Raw genomic sequence first — 25052 nt, 5'->3', positions numbered from 1 at the left:
CTCACTGAATTTCAGGGAGCTTTTTCTTTTTTAGCGGTCAAGTAAACACTTCGTCTAGCCATCTTATTTCTAGACCTCCCGCCTATGATCAAGATAGCGACAGATACCCACCAACCATCATTCATTTCGCTTATTGTTGTGCTTGGGCCTGCAGTGGGCGCAGGTAGTAACTTTCGATATCTTGGGCACAATGGGGACGGGAAAAGAAATAGCCCTGCAAATACTTACAACCAAAGGATTGCAGCATTTCCCATTGATCCTGTGTTTCTACCCCTTCGGCCACCACATCCATCGACATGCTTGAAGCTAAGGCAATGATGGCCTTGGCTACGTCCCGATCGGAATGATCATAGGTAATGCCATCAATAAAGCTACGATCAATTTTAAGCGTATTGGCATTCAGTTTTTTTAAATAGCCCAAGGAAGTATAGCCCGAGCCAAAATCGTCCACCGAGGCTTTAATGCCCCAAGCGCGCAAGGTATTTAACACCACCGTGGCTTGGTCAGGGTCTGCCATGATGGCGGTTTCCGTTAACTCAATCTCTAGGCACTGCGCTAAATAAGGGTACTCATCGAGTAAACTGCGGAATAAATCCACCAAACCAAGACGCGTCACATGGGCCGCAGAAACGTTTACCGATACTTCCAGTAACGGTAGCCCGAGCTTACGCCAGTTGCTCATTTGAATCGCCACAGCATTTAGCACCCAACGATCCAACTCAATGATGAGGTTGGACTCTTCCGCAATGGTAATAAAACGGTCAGGATACACTAGACCAAGACGAGGATGATTCCAACGCACTAAGGCTTCCAAGCCATACACCTTGCCAGAATCTGCCTCGACTTTGGGCTGGAAGTGGAGCACCAACTCATCTTTTAAAATCGCTTCGCGTAACTCTGACTCTAGTTGTACCCGCTCTGGCGTCGAGCCTTTTAAGAACTCCCGCTGCCAAAATACGTAGCAACCTTTGCCTGATTTTTTCGCTTCGTATAAGGAAATATCGGCATAACGCATGGCCGTCACTCGATCACTGGCATCACTAGGCAAGTTCACCACACCAATACTGGCACCGATGTAAACTTGCGTATCAAGCACCGTAAACACTTCCGACAGTTGCGCAATCAAATGCTCAGCGATTTGCTCTTGCTGCGAACGATTAAGCTGTCCCGTCAATAACATCACAAACTCATCGCCCCCTTGACGTGCCACTAAGGTCGCATTCGGCACCGCGGACATTAGCCGTTGACCCACTAAATACAACAGCTGGTCACCTGCATGATGGCCTAGGGAATCATTAACAAACTTAAAGCGATCCAAGTCCAAATAGAACAAGGTCATAGGGTGATTAACGATGTTGGGAGCGGACAGTTTTTGATTTAAAAATTGTTCAAATTGGAAACGGTTGGGCAAAGCCGTTTGCGAATCAAAATACGCCATATGATGCAGTTGCTCTTGGGCATTTTTCGACTCAGTAATGTCATTGAAGATGGCAATGAAGTTGACCACCTTACCTTGGTTATCGCGTAACGCCTCCAACGATAACCAAATGGTTTTATCAACCAGTTCGGGACAGGTGAAATACACTTCCCCCGCCCAATGGTTGGTTTCTATGACCGTACGCCAAATGTCATTGATTGACATCTCGTGGGTCCACGCAGTCGCCAAACGCTCAGTAATGCGCTGCGAGAATTCCCAAGACGACAATTTGAAAATACCGCAAGCCACATCGTTGAAGTCTAGAATCTCTCGATGACGCCCCATCAGCACATTGCCCTGCATCGACGACTGGAAAAAGTGTGACGATATTTTCACCAGATGCTCTGAGGTACGCAAATCGGAAATATCCTGTAATACCCCTTGGATCACGTCGACTTCACCATTGCTACCCACTTTTAGGCGACCACGCAAAATAACGTAGCAATCCCGTCCCTCAAAGATAAACTGTAGCTCCGCTTGTATCGACTCACCGTATTTTTGGCATTTGTAAAATTGGCGACGCACATCACTTCTGTGCTCGTCATCTAGCACCTCTAGAAAGCTCTCTAGAGACAAGTATTTGTGATCCTCTGATAGACCAAACAGCTCAAGGGTATCATTTGAAAAGGTGAACGTCTGCTGTGCACAGTCAAACGTCCACTCGCCCATTTTGGCTAGCTCATGGGCGTGTTTTAACTCTTGTTTGAAGTCAGCTATTTGACGCTCGGCTTGTTTCTGACTGGTGATATCTGCCAGCGTCCAAAGACGCCCTACCATCTCACCGCCACGCACAATCGGCTTCACATGATAGCGTAGCCAACGTCCTGCTTTGAGAAGTAACTCACCATCGAAGGACAGATGATTGTCATGACTATGGCGTAAAAAGCTAAGGAAGTTTTCTGGATGCTCTAGCTGGCTCGATAGGTTGGCAAGAAAGTCTGTCATTCTTATTTCGCCATCAAAGCCGCTAGGAATAGTCAATAATTCACCCAGCGCAGCATTGTAACGTAACAGCTCTTTTTGGAAGTCAACGATTAACAGGGCTTCCGAGGAGGAGCTAAACGTCTTCTCAAACAGCTCTTGATGTTCCGCCGCCACATCCTCACGTTCCGACATGGCATCCGATGCCAAATCGATAGAACGCTCTAGCAGCGTAATTTCATTTTCTTGCTGTCGAAACATGAGATCCAGTTCTGACGCCAACATTTGCAGTTTGCCCGTCCTGGTCTCTTCTGGAAAATGTTTATCGAGTAACTGTTTAATCTTTTGATGCATAGAATCATTCTAACCGCATGTTTCAACGTAATTTTTAGCCGAAGCTGAGGGAAATTTATGCTAATGAATTTCCCCTTTAATTACTAATCAAAATGCCGTTAATTGCATATTGACTATGGCCTAAAAAACCTTCAGCATGACATAAATCGTTTTTACTGAAATAGACATTCCGAAATGAACACATTTGCATTCACGAACAAGCGCAACGGCGATAAACGTAAGGGTAAGAAACCTTGCGACGCTGGCGTGTGGATGTAACATTAACAAATCCCCCGGCAGCATGTTTGCCGATGGGGAAGCCTCCTTCTTGCCGAACATGTTGCTGATACCAAACTAGAGGTAACAGTATGTTCCAAGGCGCCATTACAGCTCTGATCACACCTTTTGCAAACAATCAGCTCGACGAAGCTGCACTGCGTCGTATCGTGCGCTGGCAAATTGATTCTGGCATTAACGGTCTTGTCCCTGTAGGTACCACAGGTGAAAGCCCAACCCTTAGTGAAGCTGAACATAAACGTGTGATTGAGATTACGGTTGAAGAAGCCAACAAGGCTGTACCGATCATCGCGGGAGCAGGCTCTAACAACCCCATCGAAGCGGTTGAATATTCACAACATGCCGCAGAAGCAGGTGCTGATGCCACTCTGCATGTGGCAGGCTACTACAATCGCCCGAATCAGCGCGGTCTGTATGCGCACTATGAATACGTGCACAACCACACTGAGCTACCGATCATTGTTTACAATATCCCGCCACGCGCAGTGGTGGGTGTAGAGGTCGCAACAATGGCTGAACTAGCGAAGCTAGAACGCATTGTCGGTGTTAAAGATGCCACCGGCGATCTAACACGCCCGATTCGTGAACGCGCCGTGATCAACAAACCTTTTAGTTTCCTAAGCGGTGATGATGTGACTTGTGTGGCCTATAACGTTAGTGGCGGTAACGGCTGTATTTCGGTGACATCTAATATTGCGCCAAAACAGGTCGTGGAAGTTCATCGCCTGTGCCGTGAAGGTGAATACGTGGCCGCGGCAGCCCTGCAAGACAAATTATTTGCGCTGCACTCAGCGCTATTTATCGAGCCAAACCCAGCGGGTCCTAAATACGCTATGTCGCTCTTAGGTTTCTGTTCTGAAGAAGCGCGTCTTCCTATGATGCCTTTGCTCGACAGCACCAAAGAAACCATTCGCAACGCTATGAAAGCGTTAGACTTAATCTAATCTGAAGGATTTAGTCATAAAAAAAGCAGCTCACTCGAGCTGCTTTTCATTTTCAAATCAAAGCAAGTAACCTACTCGCCAATATGCCAGCCGTTGGTAATAGGGTAACGGCGGTCACGGCCAAAACCACGTTCTGTCACACGCACGCCTGTCGGAGCTTGACGACGTTTGTACTCATTTAGGTCTACTAAACGAAGCACTCGGTAAACGGTTTCGCGATCAAATTCGTTAGTCGCAAGGATGGCTTCTGCACTCATATCTTTTTCGATGTACATGTGCAAGATTTTGTCCAATACATCGTAACTTGGCAAAGAGTCTTCATCCACTTGGTCTGGTGCCAATTCCGCACTAGGTGGTCGGGTAATAACACGCTCAGGAATCGCATAGCCCAACGTATTGCGGTAACGACTTAGACGGAAGACTAGGGTTTTGAACACGTCTTTCAACACCGAGTAACCGCCGACCATATCACCGTATAGAGTTGCATAGCCCACCGCCATCTCACTCTTATTACCCGTGGTCAGCACCATGTAGCCCTTCTTATTAGAAATGGCCATCAAGGTCACGCCGCGGGTACGAGCTTGTAGGTTTTCTTCCGTTGTATCACGGGCGTAGCCTTCAAACTCTGGTGCCAAGGTATTCATGAATGCCGTCACCATAGGCTCAATTGGCAGCACGCTGTATTCAACGCCTAGCAATTTGGCTTCTTCTTCCGCATCTTCCAAACTCATGGAAGATGTGTAGGTGTAAGGCATCATTACAGCCTGTACACGATCCGCACCGATGGCATCTACCGCCACTGCCAATGACAGAGCTGAGTCGATACCGCCGCTTAAGCCCAACACGATACCTTTGAAGCGGTTCTTCTCAATGTAATCACGCAAGCCAGTGACCATGGCTTGGTACACACTGGCTTCCACGTCTAGCGTTGGCGCAATCTCACCCGCTAATACTTCTACACGTTGCTGACGATCTTCTGCCACCGTGAAATCGACGCAGTACAAACCGGTTTCGTACCAAGGTGCCTGACGTACTTTATGGCCTTGGGCGTTCACCACAAATGAGCCACCTTCATACACTAGCTCATCCTGCGCGCCCATGTAGTTCACATACACAATCGGCAATTGGTTTTCGCTGGCACGACGTTGTAGCAACTTCTCACGTACGCCCATTTTTTCTATATGGTAAGGCGATGCGTTTAGGTTCAAGATTAGCTCAGCACCCGCTGCTTTTGCTTGCGCAATCGGCTCTGGATGCCAGATATCCTCACAGATACTTAAACCAACTTTGGCACCTTTGATGTCGACGATACAAGGCGTGTTGCCCGCTTGGAAGTAACGCTTGTCATCGAAGACTTGGAAGTTTGGCAGTTTCTGTTTGCAGTATTCACCGAGGATTTTGCCTTGGTAAAACACACCGGCGCAGTTAAATAATTCGCCATCAATTTCACGTGGATAGCCTACGACCACATAAATGTCATGAACTTGGTCTAGAATATTTGCCAAGGCCGCTTCGATGCGTGGCGTCAAACTTGGACGAAGTAGAAGATCCTCTGGCGGATAACCGGTTAGGGTCAACTCAGGAAAGACGATCACATCTGCTTTTTGCTCGTCTCTTGCAAGAAGAGACTGTGCAATCACAGATTCCGTGTTATTTTTGATGTCGCCAACCAGCATATCCAGTTGGGCCATGGCTACTCTAATAGTCATTACGTTGCTATCTCAGACACTCTGTTAGATGATATGGGTGTTATTGTCGTGGAATTACAAGGCTAAGGTAAAGGGCATGATTGTACGTTTATTATTTTTTATTCTGGTTTTTGCCATTGGCTGGATAATTTATCGACAATTTGCCAAGGCGATCATGGCAAAATCCAAATCCGTGAAGAAGCAAGATAATAAGCCGCATGAAGAAGCTATGGTCAAATGTGCCACCTGCGGTACCTTTGTTCCGACTAGTCATGCAATCTATGATCAGAATCAGACACCGTTTTGCTGCGTTGAACACAAACTAGAGCATAAGCCATAACTTCGCTAATACTCTAACCACAGCATCGTTTGCTCGCCGCTATCAAAATGCCACCAGCAGAGCACCCGCTGCTGGTCTCGGGTAGCGCACCAACGCTCAACTTGGAGCAGGTCAATTCTTTGTTTTTGCAGCCAAGCCACGCCCGATGCAAATTGTTGCATCTGCCAGCCCCCATTTTTCGGATCGCAAAAACCCGTGCAATCAGGCTTATCTCCAGCGACTGCCGACATGCTAGATAAGTGTTGATAAATTTCCTGCCAAATAAGCTGGGGTTGTTGCAAGGCTCTTTGGGTCTGCCATAAATGCTCTTCACTCAGTGATCGCTGATGACGCACCAACAGTACACTCAGCATCAGCACCATTAAGAGCACGGGAACCGACACCCATCCATGATCACGCCTCATTGCTGTTTACCTACCGAAGTAAGCAGCTTCCCCACTTTAAGACACACGCCATCATAGAGCCATTGATCCCCTCTTAAGGTCTGATAAGACTGAGGTTGAGCATCTAGCTCACAGCCTGCCGCACCGTATAAATACTCCACCAGAATCCCCACCACCTGCGGCGTGGGCACAGCGCCATAACGGACAAAGATTTCATCGGCTTCACCGTCTAGATCGCGATCCAATACGGGGTAAAAACGAACACGCTCTAATCCAGTCATTAACTCTAGGGCATTGCCTGAAGCTTCAGGTCGACGCCAAAAGGCGTTGCTGGCCGACTTGCCTAGTTTCACAAACCAGTAAAAGTCCTCGACACTGTACACCAAGACTTCACCGGTTAATTCAGGGCCAGAATGCCAGGCTTGCAACACACCATTATGGCTCGATAAAACCTTGGCTGGCGTATTTTGCTGACAACTGCTGACATAGACAGTATCTCCCACATCAAGACCATCGCACGCCATGCGAACCTCCACAGTTTGTGCCGCTGACCAACCGTAAGCGGCGCATGATCCAGCATCCGTGCCGTATAGCCAATCAGAACCAGCGTCAAGCTCATCCGCATGTAAACGAGTTGGCTTTGACTGGTGATTGCCTACCAGCAAGTGGGTTGTTGCACTGAAACAGCCGACACTGCCCAAACGCTGGAACTGCGCTTGAAACTGATCCGCTAAGGATAAATCCTGCGCCATTAACTCCAGCATTCGCTGGCGCTTAGCCAAACTGCTTTCCATACTTTGAATAAATGGGATTACAATGCCAATCAATGCGCTCAGCACAGCAATAGCAATTAGCGCTTCCAGTAGCAAAAAACCAGATTGAGCCGACTTCACCATTGGCTTAACTCGTAGCGTAGCACTTGTTGCAGTTGTGCGCCTCGACATTGCTGACAGTTCGGTGGCGAAACCTGTGTCACACTAACACTTGGCGTCTCAGCAAAGACCTTACTCATTTGCTCTTGTAAGGCTGTCTGTACCCCTAGTTGATGCTCGGTCTGCAATTCGAGCATTTGTTGCGTCAGTTGATTAAGCTGGTATTGCGTGGCACTGAGCACAAACGCTACACACACCATGGCCAGCATCGCTTCTAGTAACAGCCAGCCGTGCTGAGTACTGCGTTTCATAAGCACTCCTTAGCATCGTAATATTGGCCATCTAGATAGGCACGACCACTTTGATTGACCAAGATGCGCATGGCTTCCGCTTGCGCTCGGCAAAGATAAAAGGAACCATTTTGATAATTCGATAATCCGTTAGGCAGAAATTGCAGATAGGCGCGCTGGGTAGGAAAACCACGCCAAATAATCGAAGTGTCAGGGGAGAATTCTTGGAGATCTAAAATGCCATTGTTATTGGCAAAACGGATAAATGCCTGTTGCTGCCAATCCCCATTACAATCGGCACCACCGCACAGCATAACAGGTTGCTCACTGCGCATGGCTAGGCTTCTGGCGCGGGAAATCAGTGTTAATAAGGCACTGACATCTTGTGATAAGACATTACGCGCTTGCCAGCGCTGGTAATAATCCACCACTCTCGAAGAAAGAAAAGCCGAAGAGACAATTGAGATCATAGCGATCACAACCAGCAACTCCGGCAGGGAAAACCCCTTGCAGGAATTCATGACACACTCCTTATGTCATTGACGGCCAGCATCCGTGCCAGCCAATCATTAATGCTATTCTAATTAGCTGTTGCTAGGGTTCGGCTCAGCATCAGCCGTACTGGCATCTGCTACTGCATCATCCGGTCCATTGATCATATCTGACGTAGTCTGCGTTTCTTCCGGCATCAACCACTGACTGATGCGATCGATCATCTGTTGTTGATATTCAAACACCTGCTGCATATCCGCCATTTTTTGCGCTTGCTGTTCACGCATGGCCATAATATCCGACATGGTGCTTTCCACTACTTGTCGATAATCATCAAACAACTCTGAGGTTTTCTTAACCGCTTCTTCTAGCGCTTGGCGATACTCACCTAATGGCGCTTGAATAGAACGCATCCCTGGATTCTGGCCATAAGCCGACACCGCTTGTGAGGACTTCATTGTTTGACTGGTTTGTAGCGTCATCGAGAAGCTGGCCAGTTGCGAGGCATCAAAGCCCATATCGAACCCTTTTTGCAAGGCACCGGCAATATCGCCATCGTAAAACAGATCCGATACTTTGCCGACCGACTTCATCATGTCTTGAATGGCGGCTAACTCATCATCGTTCAAATCGCCCTCGACACTAAAATCAAAGGCGAAAGATTGGCTCGAACTCTCATAACGAGAGTAAGTCAGACCATTTTCACTCATACTAGCCGACTCTCCCTGAGAGCTAGCATTAAGCGAATACAAATTCAATTTCACCACGTCCCCTTGCTGGGTGGTCATTTGAATTTGCGAGTAATCTTCACGGCGATAGCTCATTTCTGAAACCATGGACACTTGCGACGCTGCATTTACATTCGCAGGTTCAAAAAAGGATTGCCTTAATGCTTCAAAGCCTTCGTCTAACAGACTCTGTGTTTCATCAATTCCTTCTTGTACGCCACCGTTCATCAACCAACCGAGCGCATCTAGCTTTTCTTTGGCATCATCCATGCCTTTTTGCACGGCTTCTTTCGCCGTATCAAACACTGCCGCTAAGCGTTCGTCATTGGCGCCATTCTTCTGCAGCTTTTCCATGTAATTGCCCACATGGGACATAATTCGTTGTGCAACTTTTTCTGGTGAGAAATCATTGTCGCTTTTACTGGTCGCTGTCGTGGCTTGCTCTGAGGCCTCAGCATTAGGCGCGCTAAAAGAAGCCGCTAGCCTTGCTGACAAAGACTGCTGAATAACGCCCATGGAGCGATAAGAAGACGAAGAAGGCACATAACCATCCGCGCCCCACTGCTTCGCCGCTTGGGCTTGATCAGTTGATGAAGTTTGGTTGTGGTTATTCGCTCTAAATGAAGGCATGGCATGACCAAGGCCTTTTAATGGATCAGACATACTCCTTCCCCGTTTAAAAAATTCACCGCTGTATAATTATCGACCAACAAAATTAAAACTTAAGCAAAAATTTCATCTTTTTATGCAAACCAAGCAGACAGGTACTTAGCGATCTGACGAGGCTTTTGAAATGGCAATGAATGATCACAACCAGTCACCACCTTATGCTGCCAACCCGCTCGCTGTTGCGCCAATTCATCATAGTGGCTGCGCAGTAGTTCGTGACTCAATTCTCCAGATAATAGAAAAACTTGATCCGCTTGTGCCAACATCTCATCTCGTAGGGCAACATCTTTCGATACACGTTCCACCCAGTCGGTCACCGCATCTAACGCATAACTAAAACCAATCGGGCGATGGGCTAAGCGGCTTTGCGTGGTGGCTTCCGCAACCGGGTGCTTACGTCGATTGGGGGCCACACCATCCATAAAATGGGCGATGCCCAGCTCGACATCGCCAGTTTCACGAATGGTTTCTGACGCCACGCGATAGCGCTGACGTACTTCCGCTAAGGTATCAACACACTCGCGCTCTAAAGAAGCCGGCTCCATTAACGCTAAACGATGAGTTCTAGCATGCTTACGCTTTAATTGGGCATTCAGATGCAATGCCACCAAGCCCCCTAACGAATAGCCGATAATATCGAACGCTTGCCAGGACAGGTGCTCAAGTAGCTGCTCAATTTCTGCCGACAATTGATCAATGCTGAGTGGTGCCTCTTGCTGACCGTGGAAAAATGACTGTCCCATACCCGTCAGATCTGGAATCAAAATCCAACGCCAATGATCCAAATACTCTAACATCGGAGCATAGGTCAGCTCCCCAGCAACCCCTGCCCCATGGAGCATTAAACAAGCGCCATCGGTCTTACTATTGGGCACTTCAATCAAGCGATAGGCCAGCTCGGTGTTGGCTAATGGCAAAATTTTTGTCTCGAACACTTTAATTCTTCCTACTCGTTCCCACATTTCAGGGTAAAATAGCGCTATTAAACGCTTGAAAACTCTTTAAATATACGTGGTTCCTAATTATGGCAGAAGTCAAACTCATTAGTTTGCCTTATGAAAGCACCCTAACTCGTCTGTTCCCTAAGTTCAGCGATCTTCCTTACCCAATTCTGTTCGACAGTAACTTTGAGTCATTCTCTGACACTCGCTGGGACATTTTAAGTGCGGCACCACTGGCGGTACTGGATGCACAAGCGCAGAAGTTTGCACTGAATTGGTCGGTTGAACCCTTGTTTGACACTCAAGTAACGGACAACCCAATGGTGCTACTAAGCGAGCTGGTGGACATTCTGACCAGCCAACCTTGGGCAGACGATAGCAGCTTGGTCTTTAATGGCGGTCTATTAGGATACTACGCTTATGAAGCGGGTCGTTATGTGGAACGCCTGCCAGAAAACGTGATTGAAGACGTCCAGCTACCCACCATTCTATTGGGACTTTACGGCTGGGCCATCGTCACAGACCATCTTAAAAAAACCACCTCTTTGGTGCTTACGCCATGGTGTCAATTCAGTGAGTCTGAGCTTCTAGAGCGCTTAGCTCAAGAGGACGATCCGGAACTGGCCAAAACGTTCAGTTTAGAGGCGGTTTTTGAAGCCAATATGAGTGCTGAAGGTTATGCAGAGCGCTTCTACAAGGTTCAAGAATACATCCAAGCAGGTGACTGCTATCAAGTAAACTTAACGCAACGCTTTAGCGCGCCTTACAGTGGCCAAACTTGGCAAGCGTATCTAGCCGTTAAAGAAACGTGTCCAACTCCTTTTGGCGCTTACTTTCAGCTACCCGATGGCCGCGCCGTGTCTTCACACTCACCTGAGCGCTTTATCTTATGCGATAACGGCCGTGTCGAATCCAAGCCCATTAAAGGCACTCGTCCTCGTGGATCGAACCCTGCTGAGGACCAAGCCTTTGCCGACGAATTGATGGCCTCGGAAAAAGACCGTGCAGAGAACTTGATGATCGTTGATCTTCTGCGCAATGACCTCGGTAAAAACTGCATTACGGGTAGCGTTAAAGTGCCTAAGCTGTTCGATTTAGAAAGCTACGCCAATGTGCATCATATGGTGTCCACGGTGGAAGGCCGCATTGACAAGAAAAGTGATGCGTTAAAAGTCTTTCAAGAAAGCTTTCCAGGCGGTTCCATTACTGGTGCTCCGAAAGTACGTGCCATGGAAATCATTGATGAACTAGAACCTCACGAGCGCAGTGCTTATTGCGGTTCTATGATCTATTTCGGCTGTAATGGTCAAATGGACTCCAGTATCATGATTCGTACTTTGATTGCCGACGGTCAAAAGATACACTGTTGGGCAGGTGGCGGCTTGGTTGCGGACTCGGATTGTGAAGAAGAGTACCAAGAAACCTTTACCAAAATTGGCCGCTTAACCCATACTCTAGAGAAGGAATTCCTCAGGTAGTGACTTATGGTGGACGTCTCAACATTTTTAGAATCACCCCCGATAACGCCGACCATCGATGAAATTCGCGCGGCGTTGGATAATGAGACGTCTGCGCAGATTTACAATCCGGATCAGGACATTGCGCCCCATGCTTATCGACACGATTACCGTGCCGCGGCCGTTTTGATCCCCATTTACAACTGTCCGATCGATGAGGAGCTCAAAGTCTTACTGACCCAACGCTCCTTACACATGCGTAATCATCCGGGTCAAATCGCCTTTCCTGGTGGCAAACACGATCCCGAAGATGCCAGCATTCAGTACACGGCGTTACGTGAGACTCTGGAAGAAGTTGGTCTTGCTCCAGATTGTTTTGAACTGCTCGGTGAGTTGGGTGAATACCGCTCTATTTCCGGCTTTTGCATTAAACCCGTGGTGGCAGAAATGACACGAATGAGTGAACTCAGCATCAGCGAAGATGAAGTGGAACAAGTCCATTGGGTGCCGTTAAATCACCTTCTTAACCCGCAGAATTTCACTTACGTGGAACGAGAAATTGGCGATTTAAAACGTGGCTATTTCGAAATCTCTTACCATGGTTTACGCATCTGGGGGGTCACCGCGGGCATTATTTTTGGACTCTACCAAGCGATTGAAAATCATTCTCGCAGATAATGGGATTGCATTATAAGGTTAGGCGGCATTTGTATTTTATATCCCGCCTTGAACTTGCTATGGTACAGCCAAATTTGATCAAGACTAGGATAGGAAACCATGTCCAACTTTGACCTAGAAGCCTTTATCAACAGCCACAAGGCGGATGAAGCTCAAAAGATTATTCACAGCGCACTAAAAGAATTTGACAACATTGCTATCTCTTTCAGTGGCGCTGAAGACGTTGTACTGATCGATATGGCCGTGAAAGCCAAAAAAGATGTGCAAGTCTTTTCTCTCGATACCGGTCGTCTGCACCCAGAGACGTACAAGTACATTGAAGCAGTACGCAAGCATTACAATATCAAAATTGACATCATGTCACCGGATGCTGAAAAGCTAGAAGCCTTCACTAAAGAAAAAGGTTTGTTCAGCTTCTACGAAGACGGTCACAAGGAATGCTGTGGCGTTCGCAAAGTGGCGCCGCTACGTAAGAAACTGGCTACATTGGATGCTTGGATCACTGGTCAGCGTAAAGACCAGAGCCATGGCACACGCAACCATCTTGATTTTGCTGAGTTGGATGGTGCTTTTGGTACCGAAGAAAGCCCGCTTTACAAGTTTAACCCACTGGCAAATTGGTCTTCTGAAGATGTATGGAACTACATCAAGGTGTTTGAAGTACCATTTAACGAACTGCATCAAAAAGGCTTCACCAGCATCGGCTGTGAACCATGCACTCGCCCAGTACTACCAAACCAGCATGAACGCGAAGGCCGCTGGTGGTGGGAAGAGTCAGAACACAAAGAATGTGGTCTGCACATCGGTAACCTAATTCCGACTAAACAAGCTTAATAAAAGCGCCTAAAGAGAACTCTTTAGGCGCTTTTTCTTGATGGGCTTGCCGTCTCTTTGTGAGCTACATAGCTCTGCCATTGACTAACAAACGCTTCGTAGCAGTTACCTAAATCCTGTACATGCTTGTACAGTACTTCCCCCGCTTCAGTGAGTTCTGTCGAGCGCCCATGACGAATCAATAGAGGCTCACCGAGTCCTTTTTCTAGCTTTTGAATATGCTGACTTACCGCTGGCTGAGTGAGCCCCAGCTTACGGGCCGTCTGCGTGAAACTTCCTGTTTCGACTAGCGTTCTGAATGTGATGAGATGTTGAGTATTTAGCATAATGTTTCCTTATGATGGTGAACATTATGCCCCCTACCGATGAGTCAGGCATTGACCTACATCGTATTTTAATGAAAGACTCAAAAGACAGTATTATCAGAGCAGTAAAGCATGATGAACGACAAATTTGATCTAGCCACTTGGATGACACGCCGCTCAGGCCCTCGTACCGAACGCAGCAATGATCACCGTGATGTGTACCAGCGTGATCGGGCGCGTATTATCCACAGTGCCGCGTTTCGCCGCTTACAGTCCAAGACGCAAATCCTTGCTATCCGGCAAAATGATTACAGCCGTACACGCCTCACCCACTCCTTAGAAGTGGCTCAAATCGGCGGCGGGATTGTTTACCATTTACAGTCCTCGCACCCCTCCGAAGCAGGCTTTCAACCTTGGCTTGCCAGTGACTCCCTAATGGAAACCATTTGTTTAAGTCATGATATCGGTCACCCACCTTTTGGCCATGGGGGCGAGGTAGCCCTCAACTTTATGATGACGGAATACGGCGGCTTTGAGGGGAATGGGCAGTCGTTACGAATCCTCGGTAAACGGGGCTCTTATTCAGAACACTACGGCATGGATGTTTCCCGACGCACCATGCTTGGGGTATTAAAGTACCCGGCCCTACACGACACAGTGGTGGGTCAGTATCCAGAGAAGCCCACTAGCCTGCGTCAATTTAAAGCACAGGACTGGCACCCACCAAAATGCATTTACCAGGAAGAAGCGGAACTACTCGACTGGATTCTAGAACCCTTTACAAAAACTGATCGAGATACCTTAACCACCGTCAACCGAACCAAACCCAGTGCCCACGGCCGAACGCAGCATTCGGGCTTTGATACCTCCATTATGGATTTGGCAGACGACATTGCTTACGGCGTACACGATTTAGAAGACGCTATTGTGCTGGGTATGGTGACTCGGGATATGTGGCAACAGCATTTGCAACCTAAACTCAACGCCCTCGATTGCGATTTTTTAAATGAGAATCTTGAGCGGCTAGAAACCCAGTTATTTAGTAAGCAAAGCCATCTACGCAAAAAAGCCATAGGTGACTTAGTCAGCTGGTTTATTACCGCCTGCTTTGTCAGTGAAAAGTCTGAATTCGAGCATCCTTTATTGCGTTATCAAGCTTCCTTACCTGAGGCAGAGCGCGCTGCACTGGACATTTTAAAAGCCTTTGAGATGCAACATATCATCATGCGCCCAGAAGTGCAGATGCTGGTCTACAAGGGGCAGCAAATGTTGCTAGAAATGTTTGAAGCGGTAGCCGCCGATCCGGCGCGTTTACTGCCAAAAGACCTCGCTAAAGAATGGCTGAAAGCCTCACAAAGCGGGCTCAACAGCCAGCGCATCATTTGTGATTACATGGCTTCTATGAGTGATGACTACGCCAGCCGTATGTACAAAACGCTGTTTGTACCAAGCTCAGGCTCTGTGTTCGAGCCCATCTAGCTATTCTTTGGCTATCTCAGCTAACTTAATTGGCGACCAAGCAATGCGAGGTCGCCTTGTACGCCACCACTTCTAGCGATCTTAGGTAAACGCCCCCACGGCTCAAAGCCATTCTTTAAAAAGAACGCATGACTCTTCTGATTGGCCATTAAGACGTACGCCACCAAGGTATGTATTTCCAAGCGACTAGCCTTGTTAGCCACATAATTCAATAACCAATGACCACAGCCTAAACGCTGGTAAGATGCTTGGATATAGATGGCGATTTCCACTGCCCCATCAAAAGATGGCAGACCGTAAAAGCTTTCAAGCGAGCACCAACCAACCACAGTCTGATCGTGTTCCAATACCCACAGAGGACGCAATGAGGTCGCGTTTTCAATCCAATCCATAACACTGATTAAATCGATACCGCTTTTAAAATCGGCTTGAGCTTCCGATTCAAGGAAAATAGAGAGGATCATCGGTGCGTCCTCTAACTCTGCAGGACGCACCGATAAAGACAAAGGCTGCATATTAGCCTTGTTCTAGCAACCTGATTAGGTCGATCATTTGCGCGTTAGCACGAGACATGTAAGAAGCCATGACCAACGAGTGGTTAGCCAACAAGCCGAAACCACTGCCGTTTAGAATCATTGGCGACCAAACCGTTTCCTGAGTCGCTTCCAATTCACGAATGATTTGACGCAGGCTTACTAACGCGTTTTTGCCTTCTAGCGTGTAAACAAAGTCCAATTCAACTGCTTTAAGGATATGCAGCATGGCGTAGCTCGCGCCACGTGCTTCGTAGAAAACGTTGTCCACTTGAGTCCAAGGTGTTTGTACGTTCTGAACAGCGGCAGCATCGGTTGATTGACGTGCCGTCGTATCACCCGCTAAATCTGTGTTTTCACGTTCTTTAGCAACACTTGCTGATAAACGCTGAGATAGGCTACCAAGACGTGTCGACATATCAGACAGATAATCCGCTAGGTTATCGGCACGGGCATAGAACTGTGCGTTGTCGTCTTTTTTCGCTAAACGATCTAGGTATTTAAGCAACTCAGCGTTACCACGGCGGTACTCGCTTTCACTAGAAGGTAGCGCCCAGCTACGAGTATCAAAGTTGTACTGTGGCTCGGCAAGTTTTAGGTTTTCGTCTTCCGTTGACTGAGACTGGCTACGGCTAAACTCTTTACGCAGGGCACGGGCTAAATCACGCACTTGCACCATCACGCCAAATTCCCAAGACGGCATGTTATCCATAAACACACCTGGCGGCATGATGTCGTTAGAAATAAAACCACCGTTCTTTTCCAACATGGTATCGACTAGCGTGTACAAAGTGTTGGTCATGGTGTAACCCGTCACCAGCTGCTTGCTGTTGTTCAGATAACCACGATCCTCCGCGCGCGCTTTGGCTTCCGCCACCACATCAAATTGGTCTGGTTCAGTGTCCCAATATACGCCTAAGCCAAACAAGAAGATGACCAGTAATACCACTGCAACCGCAACAGACTTGCCCATTTTTGGTAAGCCTGGCAGAGAGAAGGCTATCTTATCGAAAAATTTCGCCATTGATGTGTTCCCATGTTAATTAACTTTAACTTCAATTAAGCGTCGAGAGCTGTTAAATGTCATTGCTCTGACCCGAAAATCAGGCGTTCTGCTGTTGATAATCTGATACAGCAGTCGACCTTCCTTATCATTCGGCCAATAGATCTCAAGCGAACCTTTGGTCAGTTCTACTCGATCAATAATAGGCTGAATTTGCGCGAGAATCTTCTCTTCACTCAATTGAAAAAGATTATCGGACAAATAAAACAGATTTCCCGAATTCATTGGCTGTGTTGCGACCGCGATTTGTTGACGCTTGCTTTGTGCTTGAATCTGCTGAATACGAGCTTCAGTTTCTCCAATTAAAGGGTCTCGTGGATTAACCTGTTTCGCCGCGGCAATATAGGCCTGCGCACCCGCAATGTTTTGTGCGTTGGCTGCATTGACCGCCCAAGTCAGATAACGTTCCACAATTGTCGCAATGCCCATTGTCGCCTGATAGTTACCAGGATCTCGTCCTAACGCCGCCTGGAAAAACAAGTTGGCATTATCGCCTTCTGGTTTTAACAGACGATTTTCAGACAGAGCGATGAGACCCATTTTCACCAGATCCGCGGTGACGGGATCTGCAACAGTTCTCAACTGACGCGACACGCCGACATTATTGTCATGTGTCTGCTGGATTGGTGCTTGCCTATGTGCGTCATTTTGGTTTTGCTGGGAGGGCATGGGCTCATCAATATGCCACCAGTTTGGCCCAGATATAGTCGTACAGGCTGACAAAAACATTGACGAAGTAAGTAAGAAAAGCGCTTTTTTTATCAAGAGAACTCCTAGGCATTTGGAAACTTTCACCGGCGTTGGTAGTCTATAGCGCCTTTATTCCCGAAGAAACCATCGTCGCACAAAACGAGCCTTGCCATATGATGCGATTCATCGCTGCGTTATTAATCCTTATTTCTACAAGCTACAGTTTGGCGTTCAACTTTAGCTCGCCTTTTAACTCTGAGCCTGAGTTTCTTCCAGTCGATCAGGCATTTAGCTTGTCGGTAAACAGTGACGCTGCAGGCCAAGTATGGGCAACATGGCACATTAGCGACGGCTATTATCTGTACCGTCATCAACTAAAAATCGATAGCCAAGAAGAGCCATCGTTAGTGTTTGCCGACATCCCTGAAGGGGAGATTAAACAAGACCCTTATTTCGGCGAAGTAGAAGTGTATCACCACCTATTAAAACTGCCATTACAGGTCAGTGATAACGAGCTTCCTAAGCAAATTAATTTCACTATCCGCTACCAAGGCTGTGCGGAAAAAGGCTTATGCTACCCGCCTCAGGCCGTGCCCATGTCAGCTGAGTTTAGCAAAGTGATCAGCTCACGCTTAGAGAATGACGTCGAAGCATCAGCCCCAGCGACGGCTTTTAAACCCTCTGAAGCACAGCAAGTTACCAACCTAATTAGCCAAGCCACTTTTACAAAAATGTTAATGGTGATGTTTGGCCTTGGCTTACTGTTGTCCCTAACGCCCTGTGTCTTACCCATGATCCCCATTGTCAGTGCCATCGTAGTGGGTAGCAAAGCCAAAGGTTGGAGTGGCTTATACTTGTCAGCTGTCTATGTGCTGGCCATGGCGCTAACTTATGGCTTAATTGGCGCCCTAGCAGGCTGGTTTGGTACGCAATTGAATTTGCAAGCCGCACTACAAGATCCGATTATTTTACTATTTAGTGCCGCCCTTTTCGTCACGCTTTCGCTAGCCATGTTTGGCGTGTTTGATCTGCGTTTGCCGAGCTCCCTACAAACGCGCCTCGATGATCTATCTAACCGTTCGCAAAACAGTCATTCTAAAATTCTAGGTATTTTTCTAGCCGGCATTTTTGCCACGCTGGTTGTATCACCCTGTGTTTCTGCACCACTGGCTGGTGTAGTGCTTTATATCAGCTCCACTTCGGATCCACTTTACGGTGCGGCGGCGCTTTTTAGCATGGGGCTTGGCATGGGCTTACCGCTGCTTTTGGTCGGCGCTTTAGGTAGTAAGGTTCTCCCCAAAAACGGTGCTTGGCTGGAAGATATTAAAAAGCTGATGGGCTTTGGCTTGCTTGGCCTTGCCGTATGGCTGGCGAACCGCTGGTTAGCAGAAGATTATCACCTATGGCTATGGGGACTGCTGAGCTTAGGCATTGCCTCCTACTTCTTACATCGCACTTTGACTGGGCATTCCCACCCAGCCCGTTGGTTATTGGCGTTGAGCGCCATCATTATTGGTTTTGTCGAAATCATAGGTGCGGCTTCGGGTAGCTATACTCCCATGACGCCTTTAAACCAGTTATCACTCAATAACTCGGAAGCAGCTAACCCTCGTGCAGAAATCCCCTACTACCGCACCATTGGTTCGCTAGAAGAGCTAAAGCAGATTCAAAATCAAAGCACACTACCTGTGGTCATCGATCTTTACGCGGATTGGTGCATTAGCTGCAAAATCACTGAAGAAGAAGTTTTTAAACACCCTGATGTGCTGCCACTCTTGCACCAAATCACCTTTGTGCAAGTCGATGTGACCGATAATACCTCTAGCAATCAAGCCTTCTTGCAGCACTTTGGTTTATTTGGTCCACCAGCCATGCTGTTTTTCAATCACCAAGATGACTTATTAGACAACTATTCCCTAGTCGGAGAGCCGACCAAGGAAGAGGTAGAAGCGCGTTTACAGGCCTTATTGTCAAACGACAACAATGAAAAAGTTTACTAATGAGTGTTTTTTAAACTCATTTTCCAGTTATAGGTTTTTTATCTACAAAACTGGACAATTTCGCGGTTTTTACTGATAATTTCCGGCTAATTGGATTTCCAACTGGCTATCAATGGATGTGTAAACATACTCTTTCATAGCCAGTACCGCCTGCTAACGAAAGTTTCGCTAGCAGTTACAGACTGAATACATAGACAGAAAAAGAGAGTCAACATGGACATTCGCAAAATCAAAAAGCTTATCGAACTACTAGAAGAATCTAACGTTTACGAGATCGAAATCAAGGAAGGTGAAGAGGCAGTTCGAATCAGTCGTGGCGGAGCTCCAGTAGCAGCCCCTCAGGTTTACGCGGCTCCAGCACCTGTAGCAGCACCAGCTCCTGCAGCGACTCCAGCAGAAGCAGCACCAGCGGAAGCAGCAATTGTTGGTCACACTGTTAACTCTCCAATGGTTGGTACTTTCTACCAGTCTCCAGCACCAGGCGCGAAATCTTTCATCGAAGTTGGCCAAAAAGTAAACGTTGGTGACACTATCTGTATCGTTGAAGCGATGAAAATGATGAACCAAATCGAAGCTGACAAAGCCGGCACAATTGGCGCCATCCTTGTATCTGATGGTGAGCCAGTAGAATTCGACCAACCGCTTGTTACTATCATTTAATTCACAGCCAAAGGTTTAATCATGCTAGATAAAGTATTGATTGCTAACCGAGGCGAAATTGCACTGCGTATCCTACGCGCTTGTAAAGAACTCGGTATCAAGACAGTTGCGGTTCACTCTAAGATTGACCGCGACCTACTACACGTGCGCCTTGCAGACGAATCGATCTGTATCGGCCCTAACCCATCAAAAGACAGTTACCTGAACATTCCAGCACTGATCAGTGCGGCGGAGTTGACAGATACGTCTGCGATCCACCCAGGTTACGGTTTCCTTGCGGAAAACGCTGACTTTGCAGAGCAAGTTGAGCGCTCTGGCTTTACCTTCATCGGTCCAAAAGCTGAAACAATTCGCCTAATGGGTGACAAAGTTTCTGCGATCAAGGCGATGCGTGAAGCAAACGTACCAACGGTTCCTGGCTCAAACGGCCCAGTACCTGCTGACCCAGAAGAATGTATGCGCATTGCTCGCGAAATCGGTTACCCAGTCATCGTTAAAGCGGCAGCAGGCGGTGGTGGTCGTGGTATGCGCGTTGTACACAACGAGGGCAGCCTACTGAAATCAATCAGCGTTACGCAATCTGAAGCAGGTTCTTACTTCGGTGACAGCACGGTTTACATGGAGAAATTCCTAACTAACCCACGTCACGTTGAAGTTCAGGTTCTTGCCGATGGTCAAGGCAACGCTATCCACCTTTACGACCGTGACTGTTCACTACAGCGTCGTCACCAAAAAGTATTGGAAGAAGCACCAGCGCCACTACTAGATCCTGATGCACGTGCACAGTGCCTACAAGCCTGTGTTGATGCATGTATCAAGATTGGTTACCGCGGTGCAGGTACATTCGAATTCCTATACGAAGATGGTCGTTTTTACTTCATCGAAATGAACACTCGTGTTCAGGTAGAACACCCTGTAACGGAAATGGTTACTGGCATCGACATCGTTAAAGAGCAACTACGCATTGCCAGCGGCCTACCTCTTTCTATCAAACAGGAAGATGTGAAGATCAAAGGCCACGCGGTAGAAGCTCGTATTAACGCGGAAGATCCAAAGACCTTCATGCCAAGCCCAGGTAAAGTAAACTACTTCCATGCACCTGGCGGCATGGGCGTTCGAGTTGACTCTCACCTATACAGTGGCTACTCAGTACCACCAACGTACGATTCCATGATCGCGAAAGTGATCTGTTTTGCGGACTCTCGTGAAGGCGCTCTAAAACGCCTAGAAGTGGCGCTAGATGAAACCTTCATCGACGGCATCAAAACTAACATCGAACTACAAAAAGATTTAGTGACTGATACCAATTTCATTGCTGGTGGCGTCAACATCCACTACTTGGAAAAGAAACTGGGCCTATAATTGCGCTCAATTACTACACCTCCGCTCGGAGGTGTAGTACCCTCCTTCTAATCGCATTAACCCGACTTTCTTGAGTCATAATAGGACTTTATTCCCATGCCTTGGCTGCAAATCCGCGTTCATACCACGCCAGATCACGTCCCTGCATACGAAGATGCCATGCTTGACTGTGGTGCATTGGTCGTCACCTTCGAAGACGTGCACGACGATCCGGTTTACGAACCAGACCTAAACACCACACCACTATGGAAACATACTCGTGTCACAGGTCTATTTGAGGCCGACGCAGATCTAGAACTGATTCGCAGCGTCATTGAGCACAAGGCGGAGCACCTTAGTGAACCCAATATCGATCTGAAAATTGAGATTCTTGAAGATAAAGATTGGATTCGCGAATGGATGGACAGTTACCATCCCATCCAATTTGGTAAGCGCCTATGGGTTTGCCCAAGCTGGCGTGAAGTCCCAGACGCCAATGCCGTCAACCTGATTCTTGACCCAGGTTTAGCGTTTGGCACTGGCACTCACCCCACCACAGCACTGTGCTTAGAGTGGCTAGATTCTATCGATTGCCAGAACAAGAGCATCATCGATTACGGTTGTGGCTCTGGCATCTTAGGCATTGCAGGTTTGTTATTAGGCGCTAACAACATGGTCGGCATCGATATTGACCCACAAGCAGTTGAAGCTACTCAAGCCAACGCTGAGCGCAACAGCATTGCGCCAGATCGTTATGAAGTAAAACTGCCACCGTATGAAGGTGACCTGCAGGCCGATATCGTAGTAGCAAATATTCTGGCAGGTCCGCTAGCAGAGCTTGCAGACACCATTTCAAAGCTGGTAAAACAAGGTGGTATGCTGGCACTTTCTGGTATTCTAGAAAGCCAAGCACATTCCGTTGTCGAAGCCTACAAACCTTGGTTTAAAATCGAATCCATCGTAGAGAAAGAAGAATGGGTTCGTATTGTGGCGAAAAAGTTGTAGCCCATAAGGAAAATTACGGCTTATGTCAGAAAGCATGATCACGCGTTGCCCTAAATGTTCAACCACTTTCCGCGTCACGCAGGAAGTGCTTAATATGGCCAAAGGCAAGGTACGCTGTGGTCAATGCTTTCATATCTTTAGCGCCAAACCTGCTGCCAGCACTCCAGAGTCAAAGCCTAAGACAGATAGCCCTACTAGCCAGCCAGCACAACCAGCTGCGACCAGCAAACCAGAGACACCTAAGCCGACAATCGCTGTAGAACAACCCACGACAACACAACCTTCAGCCGCACAGCCACAAGAGCAGGAAACGCCGCAACGCCCCGCTCAACCAGCGCCTGCTGCCGAGACTATTCAGGAAGATGGTAACGTTAACCCAGAGTGGTTAGACACCCTCTTTAACGAAGAAGATCTAGAGCCTTACACGCCACCAAAGGACAGTAGCGCACGCTTTATTGGCAGCCCGATTGACGATGAACTGTTCGACGATTTAGACACGCCAGCACAACCAGCTGCACCACAAAAGCCTACGCCACAAGTTGCTCGCCCAGCTCAGACGCCACGCCCCAACCCGGAGCCTACACCTGAACCGATCAAGCCAGCAAGCACGGAAGAGCTAGCACCATGGGAAGTCGAATTAGCGGAACTGGAAGCGCAATTTAGTGAACAATCACCTGAGTCTGAGCCGATTTTCAGCGAATCACTCACAAAAAAGGCCAACAAACCAGAACGCCCAATCATTAAGCCTTATTCTAACCCTCTGAACAAACCATACGCACCTGAGCCAGAAGAAGATGATGATGAACCTGACTATATGCAGGCGCTTCACTCCTTAGCACAAGATGTGTCGAAACACGGCAGCCTAAGCGATGCGGACTACTCCTCCCAAGAGTCCATGAAGCAACTAGCGGCTGAGTATAGCCTCGCCACCCTAACGGGATCAGACCAAAAGCCGAGCAAACGTGCTCGTAAAAAAGGTAGATTCACCTGGCTCTGGACGCTAGCCTCGTTACTGGCTTTCGTTGCCCTAGCCGCGCAAGTGGCCACAGGTTACTTTGAGCAAGGCAGCCGTTCACCGGAGTTTCGCTCCTTTTACAAGGCGGCTTGCTCTTACTTAAGCTGCACTCTACCAGCCTTTGAAGACGTTACTGCCGTTGAAATTGAGCACGTGCGCATTCAAAGTCACCCTTCACTCGCCAATAGTTTGCAAGTAAATGCGATCATGACCAACCGCAGTAGTTTTGCGCAAGCCATGCCAAAGCTTGCGCTGGAGTTCTACGACTTAAACGGTCGCCCTGTGGCCGCACGCCTGTTCGCACCACAAGACTATTTACATAAAGACTTCTTAGACATCACCTTTATGCCACCCAACACCCCGATTCACATCGTGATTCCAATTCAGGATCCTGGCGCACGGGCAGTAACACATCAAATTAAAGTCTTTGCCAACAATACTCAGTCGTACTAAATGTGCATTTATTGAACATCCTGTAAATAAGCACAAATTTTAGCCAATTTCTGAGTTGTCAAGACTTCAAAAAACCGAATCCCCTAGGTATTATTCACGCCCGCTCGACGGTGTAGCAGATCTTTAACAACAGATTCGGTATTTAGACACATCATGGCCTTTAGTATTGGCAATTACAGCATCGAAAAGCCCGTTATTCTTGCTCCGATGGCAGGCGTAACCGACTTACCCTTTCGACGCCTTTGCCATCAGCATGGTGCCGGTTTAGTAGTCTCAGAAATGGTCACATCTGATGTGCGCCTATGGGACACCAACAAAAGCCGCATGCGCCTAATCCATGATGCGGAAGTGGCACCTCGATCCGTACAAATTGCTGGCTCAGACCCTACTATGATGGCCCAAGCGGCCCGTCAAAACGTAGAACTTGGCGCTCAAATTATTGATATCAATATGGGTTGCCCCGCTAAGAAAGTACTCAACAAAGCCGCTGGTTCCGCTTTGTTGCAAGATGAGCCCCTCGTTCAGAAAATACTCGAATCCGTCGTTAGTAGTGTTGATGTTCCGGTAACGCTAAAAATCCGCACCGGTTGGTCGCTAGATCAGCGTAACGGACTCGCGATAGCGAAAATAGCCGAGCAGTCTGGCATTCAAGCCCTCGCTGTGCATGGCCGCACACGTGCTTGTAAATTCAAAGGCGAAGTAGAATACGACACCATTGCTGAAATTAAACAGGCGATCTCCATTCCTGTGTTTGCCAATGGTGACATTCAAACTGCCGAACACGCCAAGCAAGTATTAGATTACACGCAAGCCGATGCGGTAATGATTGGTCGCGCAGCTCAAGGACGTCCATGGATCTTTCGGGAAATCAATCACTACCTAGAGCACAACGAGCTTTTAGCGCCTCCAGCAACGGATGAGGTCAAGACTATCGTAATCAATCACGTTAAGGCGTTACATGATTTTTACGGCAGCTTCATGGGAGCAAGAATTGCTCGTAAGCACGTTGGCTGGTATCTGCAAACACTGGCAGACACAACGCCGTTTCGTAGCCAGTTTAATCGCATCGACGATGCACAAGAACAGCTCGATCTGTTGAATGAATTCTTTGTTTCTTAGCATTTTAAGAAGCATTTCTGGTACCTGAATGAGATTGCGAGATTA

The 25052-nt window shown here is 47.7% G+C and carries 24 protein-coding genes; 12 read left to right on the top strand and 12 right to left on the bottom strand.

All coding sequences use genetic code 11. The annotated features are described in order from the left end of the window. Positions 1-130: 130 nt before the first annotated feature. Positions 131-2752, bottom strand: a complete 2622-nt coding sequence (locus tag ACOSVP_RS09770) for a sensor domain-containing protein (protein ID WP_487347306.1) — start codon at positions 2750-2752, stop codon at positions 131-133. A gap of 347 nt (positions 2753-3099) precedes the next feature. On the opposite strand from ACOSVP_RS09770, the gene dapA reads away from it, so the two are divergent. After that, on the top strand, positions 3100-3972 hold the full coding sequence (gene dapA / locus ACOSVP_RS09765; protein WP_487347305.1) for a 4-hydroxy-tetrahydrodipicolinate synthase: 873 nt from the start codon (positions 3100-3102) through the stop codon (positions 3970-3972). Positions 3973-4043: 71 nt separating this feature from the next. Here the strand turns inward: dapA and ACOSVP_RS09760 are convergent, their stop codons facing one another. Then, positions 4044-5681, bottom strand: a complete 1638-nt coding sequence (locus ACOSVP_RS09760) for an NAD+ synthase (RefSeq protein ID WP_487347304.1) — start codon at positions 5679-5681, stop codon at positions 4044-4046. Between the two features lie 76 nt (positions 5682-5757). On the opposite strand from ACOSVP_RS09760, the gene ACOSVP_RS09755 reads away from it, so the two are divergent. Then, complete coding sequence (locus tag ACOSVP_RS09755) at positions 5758-6000, top strand: PP0621 family protein (RefSeq protein ID WP_487347303.1); 243 nt, start codon at positions 5758-5760, stop codon at positions 5998-6000. Between the two features lie 5 nt (positions 6001-6005). Here ACOSVP_RS09755 and ACOSVP_RS09750 read toward each other — a convergent pair whose 3' ends face one another. The 6 genes from ACOSVP_RS09750 to ACOSVP_RS09725 form a co-directional block, all read right to left on the bottom strand. After that, positions 6006-6404, bottom strand: a complete 399-nt coding sequence (locus ACOSVP_RS09750) for a hypothetical protein (RefSeq protein WP_487347302.1) — start codon at positions 6402-6404, stop codon at positions 6006-6008. Next, the gene (locus ACOSVP_RS09745; RefSeq protein WP_487347301.1) at positions 6401-7279 is read right to left on the bottom strand and encodes a type II secretion system protein; all 879 of its coding nucleotides are present in this window, start codon (positions 7277-7279) and stop codon (positions 6401-6403) included. Before ACOSVP_RS09745 ends, ACOSVP_RS09750 begins: the two co-directional genes overlap by 4 nt. Then, positions 7273-7566, bottom strand: coding sequence for a hypothetical protein (locus ACOSVP_RS09740; RefSeq protein ID WP_487347300.1), 294 nt, complete (start codon positions 7564-7566; stop codon positions 7273-7275). The genes ACOSVP_RS09745 and ACOSVP_RS09740 overlap by 7 nt, the downstream gene beginning before the upstream one ends. Further along, complete coding sequence (locus ACOSVP_RS09735; protein ID WP_487347299.1) at positions 7563-8066, bottom strand: GspH/FimT family pseudopilin; 504 nt, start codon at positions 8064-8066, stop codon at positions 7563-7565. The genes ACOSVP_RS09740 and ACOSVP_RS09735 overlap by 4 nt, the downstream gene beginning before the upstream one ends. Before the next feature lie 63 nt (positions 8067-8129). After that, positions 8130-9428, bottom strand: a complete 1299-nt coding sequence (locus tag ACOSVP_RS09730) for a DUF5610 domain-containing protein (protein ID WP_487347298.1) — start codon at positions 9426-9428, stop codon at positions 8130-8132. A gap of 80 nt (positions 9429-9508) precedes the next feature. Then, the gene (locus ACOSVP_RS09725) at positions 9509-10369 is read right to left on the bottom strand and encodes an alpha/beta fold hydrolase (RefSeq protein ID WP_487347297.1); all 861 of its coding nucleotides are present in this window, start codon (positions 10367-10369) and stop codon (positions 9509-9511) included. Positions 10370-10458: 89 nt separating this feature from the next. Here ACOSVP_RS09725 and pabB point away from each other — a divergent pair, with 89 nt between their 5' ends. The 3 genes from pabB to ACOSVP_RS09710 all read left to right on the top strand — a co-directional run bounded on the left by pabB (position 10459) and on the right by ACOSVP_RS09710 (position 13344). After that, positions 10459-11853 carry an aminodeoxychorismate synthase component I gene (gene pabB, locus ACOSVP_RS09720; protein WP_487347296.1) on the top strand — a complete coding sequence of 465 codons (1395 nt, stop codon included), beginning with the start codon at positions 10459-10461 and terminating at the stop codon, positions 11851-11853. A gap of 6 nt (positions 11854-11859) precedes the next feature. Continuing rightward, positions 11860-12510, top strand: a complete 651-nt coding sequence (locus ACOSVP_RS09715; RefSeq protein ID WP_487347295.1) for a CoA pyrophosphatase — start codon at positions 11860-11862, stop codon at positions 12508-12510. 99 nt (positions 12511-12609) lie between these two features. Next, the gene (locus ACOSVP_RS09710) at positions 12610-13344 is read left to right on the top strand and encodes a phosphoadenylyl-sulfate reductase (RefSeq protein ID WP_487347294.1); all 735 of its coding nucleotides are present in this window, start codon (positions 12610-12612) and stop codon (positions 13342-13344) included. 23 nt (positions 13345-13367) lie between these two features. Here ACOSVP_RS09710 and ACOSVP_RS09705 read toward each other — a convergent pair whose 3' ends face one another. Next, positions 13368-13670: a LysR family transcriptional regulator gene (locus ACOSVP_RS09705; protein WP_487347293.1), complete on the bottom strand. Its 303-nt coding sequence runs from the start codon at positions 13668-13670 to the stop codon at positions 13368-13370. 111 nt (positions 13671-13781) lie between these two features. Here ACOSVP_RS09705 and ACOSVP_RS09700 point away from each other — a divergent pair, with 111 nt between their 5' ends. Next, a complete protein-coding gene (locus ACOSVP_RS09700; protein WP_487347292.1) occupies positions 13782-15128 on the top strand; it encodes an anti-phage deoxyguanosine triphosphatase in 1347 nt (448 codons plus the stop codon). A gap of 20 nt (positions 15129-15148) precedes the next feature. On the opposite strand, the gene ACOSVP_RS09695 is transcribed toward ACOSVP_RS09700, so the two are convergent. The 3 genes from ACOSVP_RS09695 to ACOSVP_RS09685 are packed head-to-tail and all read right to left on the bottom strand — an operon-like array spanning position 15149 to position 17489. Further along, the gene (locus tag ACOSVP_RS09695; protein WP_487347291.1) at positions 15149-15643 is read right to left on the bottom strand and encodes an N-acetyltransferase family protein; all 495 of its coding nucleotides are present in this window, start codon (positions 15641-15643) and stop codon (positions 15149-15151) included. Between the two features lies 1 nt (position 15644). Continuing rightward, the gene (locus ACOSVP_RS09690) at positions 15645-16685 is read right to left on the bottom strand and encodes a DUF2333 family protein (protein WP_487347290.1); all 1041 of its coding nucleotides are present in this window, start codon (positions 16683-16685) and stop codon (positions 15645-15647) included. Positions 16686-16700: 15 nt separating this feature from the next. Continuing rightward, positions 16701-17489 (bottom strand): hypothetical protein, encoded by a 789-nt coding sequence (locus tag ACOSVP_RS09685; RefSeq protein ID WP_487347289.1) that lies wholly within the window; start codon positions 17487-17489, stop codon positions 16701-16703. Positions 17490-17587: 98 nt separating this feature from the next. On the opposite strand from ACOSVP_RS09685, the gene dsbD reads away from it, so the two are divergent. The 6 genes from dsbD (at position 17588) to dusB (ending at position 25007) form a co-directional block, all read left to right on the top strand. Further along, positions 17588-19414 (top strand): protein-disulfide reductase DsbD, encoded by a 1827-nt coding sequence (dsbD, locus tag ACOSVP_RS09680; protein ID WP_487347288.1) that lies wholly within the window; start codon positions 17588-17590, stop codon positions 19412-19414. Between the two features lie 213 nt (positions 19415-19627). Then, complete coding sequence (gene accB / locus ACOSVP_RS09675; protein ID WP_487347287.1) at positions 19628-20074, top strand: acetyl-CoA carboxylase biotin carboxyl carrier protein; 447 nt, start codon at positions 19628-19630, stop codon at positions 20072-20074. Between the two features lie 21 nt (positions 20075-20095). After that, on the top strand, positions 20096-21436 hold the full coding sequence (gene accC / locus ACOSVP_RS09670) for an acetyl-CoA carboxylase biotin carboxylase subunit (RefSeq protein WP_487347286.1): 1341 nt from the start codon (positions 20096-20098) through the stop codon (positions 21434-21436). A gap of 96 nt (positions 21437-21532) precedes the next feature. Continuing rightward, a complete protein-coding gene (gene prmA / locus ACOSVP_RS09665) occupies positions 21533-22420 on the top strand; it encodes a 50S ribosomal protein L11 methyltransferase (protein ID WP_487347285.1) in 888 nt (295 codons plus the stop codon). Positions 22421-22442: 22 nt separating this feature from the next. Continuing rightward, the gene (locus ACOSVP_RS09660; RefSeq protein ID WP_487347284.1) at positions 22443-23888 is read left to right on the top strand and encodes a zinc-ribbon and DUF3426 domain-containing protein; all 1446 of its coding nucleotides are present in this window, start codon (positions 22443-22445) and stop codon (positions 23886-23888) included. 153 nt (positions 23889-24041) lie between these two features. Continuing rightward, a complete protein-coding gene (gene dusB, locus ACOSVP_RS09655; RefSeq protein ID WP_487347283.1) occupies positions 24042-25007 on the top strand; it encodes a tRNA dihydrouridine synthase DusB in 966 nt (321 codons plus the stop codon). The last annotated feature ends 45 nt before the right edge of the window (positions 25008-25052 follow it).

The organism is Marinomonas sp. HM11-D, from assembly GCF_057626615.1.
This window is presented reverse-complemented; position numbering and strand designations above follow the sequence as displayed.

What these genes read in the sequence shown, in the direction of transcription:
- ACOSVP_RS09770 (WP_487347306.1), bottom strand. Translation starts at nt 2,752, where the DNA reads ATGCATCAAAAGATTAAACAGTTACTCGATAAACATTTTCCAGAAGAG.
- dapA (WP_487347305.1), top strand. Translation starts at nt 3,100, where the DNA reads ATGTTCCAAGGCGCCATTACAGCTCTGATCACACCTTTTGCAAACAAT.
- ACOSVP_RS09760 (WP_487347304.1), bottom strand. Translation starts at nt 5,681, where the DNA reads ATGACTATTAGAGTAGCCATGGCCCAACTGGATATGCTGGTTGGCGAC.
- ACOSVP_RS09755 (WP_487347303.1), top strand. Translation starts at nt 5,758, where the DNA reads ATGATTGTACGTTTATTATTTTTTATTCTGGTTTTTGCCATTGGCTGG.
- ACOSVP_RS09750 (WP_487347302.1), bottom strand. Translation starts at nt 6,404, where the DNA reads ATGAGGCGTGATCATGGATGGGTGTCGGTTCCCGTGCTCTTAATGGTG.
- ACOSVP_RS09745 (WP_487347301.1), bottom strand. Translation starts at nt 7,279, where the DNA reads ATGGTGAAGTCGGCTCAATCTGGTTTTTTGCTACTGGAAGCGCTAATT.
- ACOSVP_RS09740 (WP_487347300.1), bottom strand. Translation starts at nt 7,566, where the DNA reads ATGAAACGCAGTACTCAGCACGGCTGGCTGTTACTAGAAGCGATGCTG.
- ACOSVP_RS09735 (WP_487347299.1), bottom strand. Translation starts at nt 8,066, where the DNA reads ATGAATTCCTGCAAGGGGTTTTCCCTGCCGGAGTTGCTGGTTGTGATC.
- ACOSVP_RS09730 (WP_487347298.1), bottom strand. Translation starts at nt 9,428, where the DNA reads ATGTCTGATCCATTAAAAGGCCTTGGTCATGCCATGCCTTCATTTAGA.
- pabB (WP_487347296.1), top strand. Translation starts at nt 10,459, where the DNA reads ATGGCAGAAGTCAAACTCATTAGTTTGCCTTATGAAAGCACCCTAACT.
- ACOSVP_RS09715 (WP_487347295.1), top strand. Translation starts at nt 11,860, where the DNA reads ATGGTGGACGTCTCAACATTTTTAGAATCACCCCCGATAACGCCGACC.
- ACOSVP_RS09710 (WP_487347294.1), top strand. Translation starts at nt 12,610, where the DNA reads ATGTCCAACTTTGACCTAGAAGCCTTTATCAACAGCCACAAGGCGGAT.
- ACOSVP_RS09705 (WP_487347293.1), bottom strand. Translation starts at nt 13,670, where the DNA reads ATGCTAAATACTCAACATCTCATCACATTCAGAACGCTAGTCGAAACA.
- ACOSVP_RS09700 (WP_487347292.1), top strand. Translation starts at nt 13,782, where the DNA reads ATGATGAACGACAAATTTGATCTAGCCACTTGGATGACACGCCGCTCA.
- ACOSVP_RS09695 (WP_487347291.1), bottom strand. Translation starts at nt 15,643, where the DNA reads ATGCAGCCTTTGTCTTTATCGGTGCGTCCTGCAGAGTTAGAGGACGCA.
- ACOSVP_RS09690 (WP_487347290.1), bottom strand. Translation starts at nt 16,685, where the DNA reads ATGGCGAAATTTTTCGATAAGATAGCCTTCTCTCTGCCAGGCTTACCA.
- dsbD (WP_487347288.1), top strand. Translation starts at nt 17,588, where the DNA reads ATGATGCGATTCATCGCTGCGTTATTAATCCTTATTTCTACAAGCTAC.
- accB (WP_487347287.1), top strand. Translation starts at nt 19,628, where the DNA reads ATGGACATTCGCAAAATCAAAAAGCTTATCGAACTACTAGAAGAATCT.
- accC (WP_487347286.1), top strand. Translation starts at nt 20,096, where the DNA reads ATGCTAGATAAAGTATTGATTGCTAACCGAGGCGAAATTGCACTGCGT.
- prmA (WP_487347285.1), top strand. Translation starts at nt 21,533, where the DNA reads ATGCCTTGGCTGCAAATCCGCGTTCATACCACGCCAGATCACGTCCCT.
- ACOSVP_RS09660 (WP_487347284.1), top strand. Translation starts at nt 22,443, where the DNA reads ATGTCAGAAAGCATGATCACGCGTTGCCCTAAATGTTCAACCACTTTC.
- dusB (WP_487347283.1), top strand. Translation starts at nt 24,042, where the DNA reads ATGGCCTTTAGTATTGGCAATTACAGCATCGAAAAGCCCGTTATTCTT.